The 6,682-nt window shown below is 35.0% G+C and carries 7 protein-coding genes; all 7 read right to left on the reverse strand.

From position 1 onward, the window contains the following. Nucleotides 1-20: 20 nt before the first annotated feature. On the reverse strand, nt 21-809 hold the full coding sequence (locus tag CI949_RS14865; RefSeq protein ID WP_290767694.1) for a fumarylacetoacetate hydrolase family protein: 789 nt from the start codon (nt 807-809) through the stop codon (nt 21-23). A gap of 28 nt (nt 810-837) precedes the next feature. Further along, nucleotides 838-1,620, reverse strand: coding sequence for an inositol monophosphatase family protein (locus CI949_RS14870; RefSeq protein WP_290767697.1), 783 nt, complete (start codon nt 1,618-1,620; stop codon nt 838-840). A 63-nt stretch (nt 1,621-1,683) separates the two neighbouring features. Further along, on the reverse strand, nt 1,684-2,127 hold the full coding sequence (locus tag CI949_RS14875) for a GNAT family N-acetyltransferase (RefSeq protein WP_290767699.1): 444 nt from the start codon (nt 2,125-2,127) through the stop codon (nt 1,684-1,686). Between the two features lie 36 nt (nt 2,128-2,163). Next, entirely contained in the window at nt 2,164-4,287 is a 2,124-nt protein-coding gene (locus CI949_RS14880; protein ID WP_290767701.1) for an EAL domain-containing protein, read from the reverse strand. Nucleotides 4,288-4,460: 173 nt separating this feature from the next. Beyond that, the gene (locus CI949_RS14885; RefSeq protein ID WP_108138879.1) at nt 4,461-4,745 is read right to left on the reverse strand and encodes a hypothetical protein; all 285 of its coding nucleotides are present in this window, start codon (nt 4,743-4,745) and stop codon (nt 4,461-4,463) included. 171 nt (nt 4,746-4,916) lie between these two features. Continuing rightward, entirely contained in the window at nt 4,917-5,567 is a 651-nt protein-coding gene (locus CI949_RS14890) for a hypothetical protein (RefSeq protein ID WP_290767703.1), read from the reverse strand. 169 nt (nt 5,568-5,736) lie between these two features. Further along, the gene (locus CI949_RS14895; protein ID WP_290767706.1) at nt 5,737-6,609 is read right to left on the reverse strand and encodes an aldose 1-epimerase family protein; all 873 of its coding nucleotides are present in this window, start codon (nt 6,607-6,609) and stop codon (nt 5,737-5,739) included. Nucleotides 6,610-6,682 lie beyond the last annotated feature (73 nt).

Below are 6,682 nucleotides of genomic sequence, written 5' to 3' on the forward strand. Positions count from 1 at the left end.
TATAAATCAAGACAATAAAATTAAATCTCTCTGCTGACAGTGTTCTCTAAACTTCCAATTCCTTCAATTTCAATTGTTATTTGGTCTCCGTCTCTTAAAAAAATCTTCTCTTCTCTGGCAAATCCAACCCCCTCAGGAGTACCGGTTAGAATAACTGTCCCCGGCAGCAAAGTCATATTATGTGATAAATAACTAATCAGCTGTTCTACCTTAAAAATCATATCTGAGGTTTTCGACTCCTGCATAGTTTTTCCATTTAAAATTGATCTAATCTTTAAGTTATTGGGATCCAGGTCAGTTTCAATCCAGGGTCCAAGCGGACAAAATGTATCAAAAGATTTTCCCCGCGCCCACTGTTTGTCCAGTTTCTTCTGACAGTCACGCGCGCTGACATCATTAGCACAGCTGTAACCAAGCACATAATCTTCAACCTCAACAGTTTCAAGATTTTTAGCTTTTTTTGAAATTATAACTGCCAGTTCAGCTTCAAAATCAACCTCTTCTGGAGCCAGTTTTGGTAAAATAATATCTGCTGCTGGATCAGTAATACTGCTGGTTGCCTTTAGAAAAACAACTGGACGCTCTGGAATTTCAGCCCCAGTTTCAACTGCATGCTGTCTGTAATTTAACCCAATTGCTATTATATTTGGCGGCTGAACTGGAGCCAGGAGTTTAAGCTGATCAAGCTCTGCAACCTCTTTGCCTTGAGAAAACTCTGAAAAAATATCTCCTTCAAGCTCAAATACTGTCTCACCTTTTAAGATTCCGCTTTTTATTTGATCATCTTTTTGATATCTAATAATTTTCATTTGCTGCTCACCTACTCAATTCTATAGTTTATAGATAAATTTCTTCGATAATCCCTCTCAACTCTGCCACTAATTCTTTACTACCTGCAATTAAAAGCGGGGCTCCTCCAATTTCAGACTTATAGACTTCTCCCCCCGCCTCTCTGACCAATAATTCTCCCGCTGCAAAATCCCATACTTTAAGTTTGAATTCCCAGTAGGCATCAATTCGACCACTGGCCACTGAAACAAGATCAAAAGCAGCACTTCCAGAACGCCTGAGACCTCTGATATTCTTTAAAATTTTATTTAGGGGTTCCAGATTATCAATTTTTGATTCCTTTTTATCATAGGGAAAACCGGTAGCAACCAGCGAATTATTTAAGGCTGTTTTATGAGAAATTTTAATTGCTGTCCCGGATTTATAGGCTCCTTTATCTTTGATTGCCGAATACACCTCATCAAGTTCCGGAATATAAATAACGCCCATCACAACTTCATTTTCATATTTTAAGGCAATAGAAACACAATAAATAGGATAGGAACTGGCATAATTATTGGTTCCATCCAGAGGATCAATGACCCAGGTATATTTGCTCTTTTTATCTTCATAATCACTTTCTTCCCCCATAATATTATGTTCAGGATAACTTTTTTCAATCTTAGCTCTGAGCATATCTTCACTCAACAAATCAATTTCTGTAACAAGATCAGTGATTGTACTTTTAGTCTCAACATTAAAGTTCTCTTTTTTTAACTTTTCCTTCTGCATCTTCCCCACATTTATAGCCCATTCCTTGGCATGTACTGCTGCGTCTACTAAATTTATCAAATTAAAAATACACCTCCAGGATTAGTCTTTATTCAACTTAATTCTATCAAAAACTTTCTCTGATTACAATTTTAAGAGCATCTCATAATGAGGAATATCATCTTCTAAATATCTATCAGAAACAACCTCAAAGCCCAGACTCTTATAAAAATCAAGAATATATTCCTGAGCAGAGATCCTAACTGCTTTTGTATCCATGTTATTTTCAATAAAAGAAATTGCCTGCTGCACCTGCTTTAATCCCAGTCCCTGTCTTCTAAATTCTTTTTTTACAAGTACCCGCCCAATTGAAATCTCTGGATAGGATAAACCGGAAGGAATAATCCGCAAATAAGCAGCAATTTGATCCTGTTCCTGATAAAATAAATGAAAAGAATCCTGATCTTTATTATCACACTCATGGTAGGGACAGTCCTGCTCAACGACAAAGACATTAATCCTGGCTTCAATTATTTTATATAACTCCTGGTTTGTTAGTTCTTCAAATTTTTTTATATATAGTTCCATCATCTACTCCTTTGACAATTTATAGTCCGATTTCAATTATTTATTGAAAGACATTTCTACAACTGCAGCTTTTTCCGCTCTGGAAAAATAATAGCCCTGATAATAATTACAGTTATTTTTTCGTAAAAATTCTAATTCTTCCTTTGTCTCTACTCCTTCAGCCACAACTTCCAGGCCTAAATTCCTGCCCATCATAATTATCGTTTTTACAATATTTAAGTTACTGCGGTTGTGGACAAATGACTTATCAATTTTTAGTTTGTCGAGGGCAAAGCGATTTAAATATTCAAGTGATGAATAACCGGTTCCAAAATCATCAATTGAAATTTTGACTCCCAGCTGCTTCAGCTTTCTTAAAACTTCTACGGTATATTCAATATCTTTAATTACTGTTCTTTCGGTTATCTCTAGCTCTAAAAATTCTGCTTCCAGCTGATGTTTATTCAGCAGCTTTTCTATTTTTTGAACAAAATCATCCTGCTGAAACTGCTGGGGTGCAATATTTACTGACATGACTAGGTTTTGATAGCCTTTATTCTGCCAGCTTTTTAACTGCTGCAGGGCTTCATTTAAAATCCAGTCACCCAGTCTTAAAATCATCCCTGTTTCTTCGGCCAGCGGAATAAACTCTGCCGGTGAAATTCTTCCCTCTTTGGGGTGCTGCCAGCGTATCAGCGCTTCTACTCCAATAACCCTATCAGTCTTAGTTTCCAGCTGGGGTTGATAAAAAAGCTGAAACTCATTATTGACCAGTGCTTTCCTCAACTTCCCCTCTAAATTTAAGCGGCCTGAAAGCTGGCCCAGCATCTTCTGGTTAAAAAATTTGATATTATTTTTTTCATCAACAAAATGAAGAGCAAGCCTTGACTTTCGAATCAGATCAGAACAACTTTCCTCTTCCTGGTTAACCGCTATCCCAATTTTTATTTTTAAATAAACAAGATTATTGTTGACCTCATAGGGTTCTGAAAGTTTAGTAATAATCTCTTCTGCATATTTTTGGATCTCCGCTTTATTTTTTGCTGAAGCAAAATAGAAAATAAACTCATCACTTTTCCGGGCAATTGTCATCTCTTCAGATAAGCTTTTGCTCAGCCGCTGATAAAGTTCCTGCAGAATTTCATTACCTTTTTGATAACCATAATTACTGTTAACTAAAGTTAGGTTATCTGTAATCAGGGTAAATAAATAAACATCACTGGCACTGTCTTTGTTTTTCTTTAGAGTTTCCGAAAGATTGCTTTCTAAAAAGTTCAAATTAGGCAGACCAGTCAGGGGATCATTGTAAGTTAACTTTTTTATTCTACTCAGCATCTGATTAAAGCCGGAAGCAAGACTGCCAAACTCATCTTCACTTTTAATATCAAGTTTAAAACTCAGCTGCCCGTTTTCTACTCTTTTAAATGCTGAGACGATCTGCTGGATATTCTGATTTATGTATTCTGAAATATCGAAAATAATTAAAAATATAATTAGAATAATTATAGCAAAAGTAATTAAAAGTAAATAAAATGTATCATCACGAATATTTTTAATTTTTGAAAGAATCCGCAGGACAATGCTGTAATAACTGCTCTGATAACCTCCAGATCCCACAAACATATCTGTGCCCTCAATCTGCTGCAGGTATCCATATTTTGTTTCAATCATTCCATTGCTGGGATTAGTGTAGGGATAACTCAATCTGCCGCTGCCTTTATTTTCAATAAGGGTAATCATTTCTTTTAACAGGGCTCTATCCCTAACCTGAAGGTCAATTCTATTTTTTCCTTCAAAGGCAGGTGTCGGAGGCAGAGAAATTGTATTACCATCCAGGTCATAAATATAAAAATAAAGATCATCAATAGCTATATCACCATTTAACTGAGCCATCATATTCCTCAACTCAGCTTCAGTTACAGTTTCACCCTGCGCCTCTTTTTCCTGGAGCCGCATCTGATAGACTTCAGATAAAATTTCTGCTCTACTTTTAACCAGAGCTTCGTATTTATCAAACTTTCTTTCCAGTAATTCTGATTCCATTAAAGTCTGGTTTTCATCAGAAAGATAATCAAACTGATAAATAACAATTGCCAGCAGAATAATCATCGTCAGAATAAAGCTGAGTCCAATTCCCAGTAAAATTTTATTTTTGATAGATAAATTTTTAAGTATTCTCATCATTAGCTCCTATTTATATTTTTGCGTGCTGATTAGAGAAATTTAAACCATATTATTAGTTTTTATTATAACAGAAATATCTAATTATATCTATTTTTGCTGCCAATTTTACTAAATTCTGAATATTATTTCAAACAATTAAAAAAAGAAAACAGCCACTACAGCTGTTTTGATTAATCTTTATTTTGATTTGAATTTTCCTGTTTCTTTTCTTTTACTGCTTTTGACATTGTTTTTTTGAGAGTTTTCATCATATCTTCTTCACTATCAACACCCATTACTATAATGTCAGGACTGCCGCCAAAATAGTGATTAAATACCTCGAAGACTAAAATCCCGGTTAAAAGAGCAGCCAGAGCTAACTCCAAACCAAACTCAGTATAAACAAGGGCAAAAGCTAGTGCAGATATAAATCCAATTACATAAGACAGTTGATTCCTATGCTGGGTAATAAACATTGAGAGAAGGTCTTTTAAAACATTTAATTTTTTCTTGATAATACCACTTCTCCTTTATAGTGATTTCTTAAGAGTATCTACATAATATCAGTCCTGACTATGAATGTCAAAAGCTCAGCCTATGCTATATAGACTGAGCTCATAAGTTAGTTTTAATATGATTTTCTATTATTATTTAACTAAAAAGATATCATTATAATAGTCACTTTCTATTTCTCTTTTGTGAGCAAGCTCAGGATTAAGATTTTCAGTAAAAACCTGAAGCCACTCAGCATAAAGCTGATGCATTAACTCCAGCTCAACCTCTGTCTGCTGCCAGAATTCCTGATGAAGGCGACTCTGATGTTTCCAGATTATCTTCCCATCTTCTTTTACTGCACCAGAAAGACGATCACAGGGCATTCTTTCCACAAAATGCTCATTTATTATTTCAAAAGCGTCATTTAAATTAAACTGTTCTACATCATCTCTTACTTTAGCTTTTTCGGCCAGTTCTTCTGCCTGCTCAGAATAAATGGATAATAATAACTCCTGGTCATTAAACTCGTCCATTAATGCAGCAACTACTGCTGCTTCTCTGCTCTGAGCACTGCTGATTGCTGCCTCAAGCCAGGGATGAATATCACTACCGCCAATTAATTCTACCAGCGGCTTATCTTCTTTCAACTCACCGTACTTATGGCGGTAAGGAAAAATTAAGTCATCTACTTTTTCTGCTGAATATTTCTGGCTGAACTGATCAACAATCTCAGCCTCTCTTTCTTCAACAATCTGAATCTGTTTATATAACCACATATGGATTGGACCTAAAAATGCACTCATTATCAAAACTCCTTTTTATATACTTGATTATTCTTCTCAAGTTATTATAGCATTTTTGAAAAGAGCTTTATATGATTTGCATCACACTAGCAGCCAACCACCATATTTTAAATAATCTTTTTGAATTTAAAAAAGATTTTCAGCCACTGGAAAATATAAATTTTCTCAGCTAGCGAATAGTGATTTTATGAGTGCATTCAAATTCTTTACCTGCTTTTAATTTTCTGATTCCTTCCTTTTCCTCTATTTTACCACTGCTGTCCACTGAATCAGCAATTCCCTGCCAGGGCTCAATACAAATAAATGGTGCCTCTGCTGATTGAGACCAGACTCCAAGGTAGGGAAAATCTTTAAATTCAACTCCTACTTCTCTGTCAGATTTTCTGCTTTTTAAAGTTATCTTTTCTGATTTTAAATTTTTAAATACCAAGGCATCATCTTTAAAAGTGTCCGCCCGCAGTTCTAAAATCTTAGAGTCAGTTAAAACTTTTTTAGTCTGATGATTAAGGAGTCCAGATTCTAATAAATATTTATCCGCATTTTCTTTCTTCTCAAATTCTAAATAATAATCTTCTTTGCTTTCTCCCTCAGTCAGCGGCCAGTAAAATGCAGGGTGGGCTCCAATTGAAAAGTAAATTTCCTGATGATCGTGGTTAACCACTCGGTAAGAGATAGCAAGAGAATTACCTTTAATAGTATATTTAATTTCCAGTCTGAATCTGAAAGGATATTTTTCTAAAGTATCCTCGCTCTCCTCAATTGCATAAGTTAAGTGATTCCTGCTCTGCTCAACCAGCTCAAACTCCTTATCTCTAGCGAAACCGTGCTGAGTCATCATATATTTTTGACTATCATAAAAATAGCGGTCATCTTTTAGACGGCCAACAATCGGAAATAAAACGGGCGCTCTTCTCCCCCAGTACTCGGAATTCCCATGCCAGAGGTAGTTTTTATTATCTTTTTTTAATATTAATTTCTGCAGCTGAGCTCCAGCTGTATCAACTTCAATTTTTATTTCGTTATTTTCCAGTTTTGAAATCATAAATAATCTCCTCCTGGTCATTTTTTATATTTCGTAAATTATTAATTTCTATATTTAGATTATATAATAGATA

Source organism: Halanaerobium sp., from assembly GCF_003070835.1.

Excerpts from the sequence above, each read along its gene's own strand:
- CI949_RS14865 (WP_290767694.1), bottom strand. The coding sequence starts at position 809 with ATGAAAATTATTAGATATCAAAAAGATGATCAAATAAAAAGCGGAATC.
- CI949_RS14875 (WP_290767699.1), bottom strand. The coding sequence starts at position 2,127 with ATGGAACTATATATAAAAAAATTTGAAGAACTAACAAACCAGGAGTTA.
- CI949_RS14880 (WP_290767701.1), bottom strand. The coding sequence starts at position 4,287 with ATGAGAATACTTAAAAATTTATCTATCAAAAATAAAATTTTACTGGGA.
- CI949_RS14885 (WP_108138879.1), bottom strand. The coding sequence starts at position 4,745 with ATGTTTATTACCCAGCATAGGAATCAACTGTCTTATGTAATTGGATTT.
- CI949_RS14890 (WP_290767703.1), bottom strand. The coding sequence starts at position 5,567 with ATGAGTGCATTTTTAGGTCCAATCCATATGTGGTTATATAAACAGATT.
- CI949_RS14895 (WP_290767706.1), bottom strand. The coding sequence starts at position 6,609 with ATGATTTCAAAACTGGAAAATAACGAAATAAAAATTGAAGTTGATACA.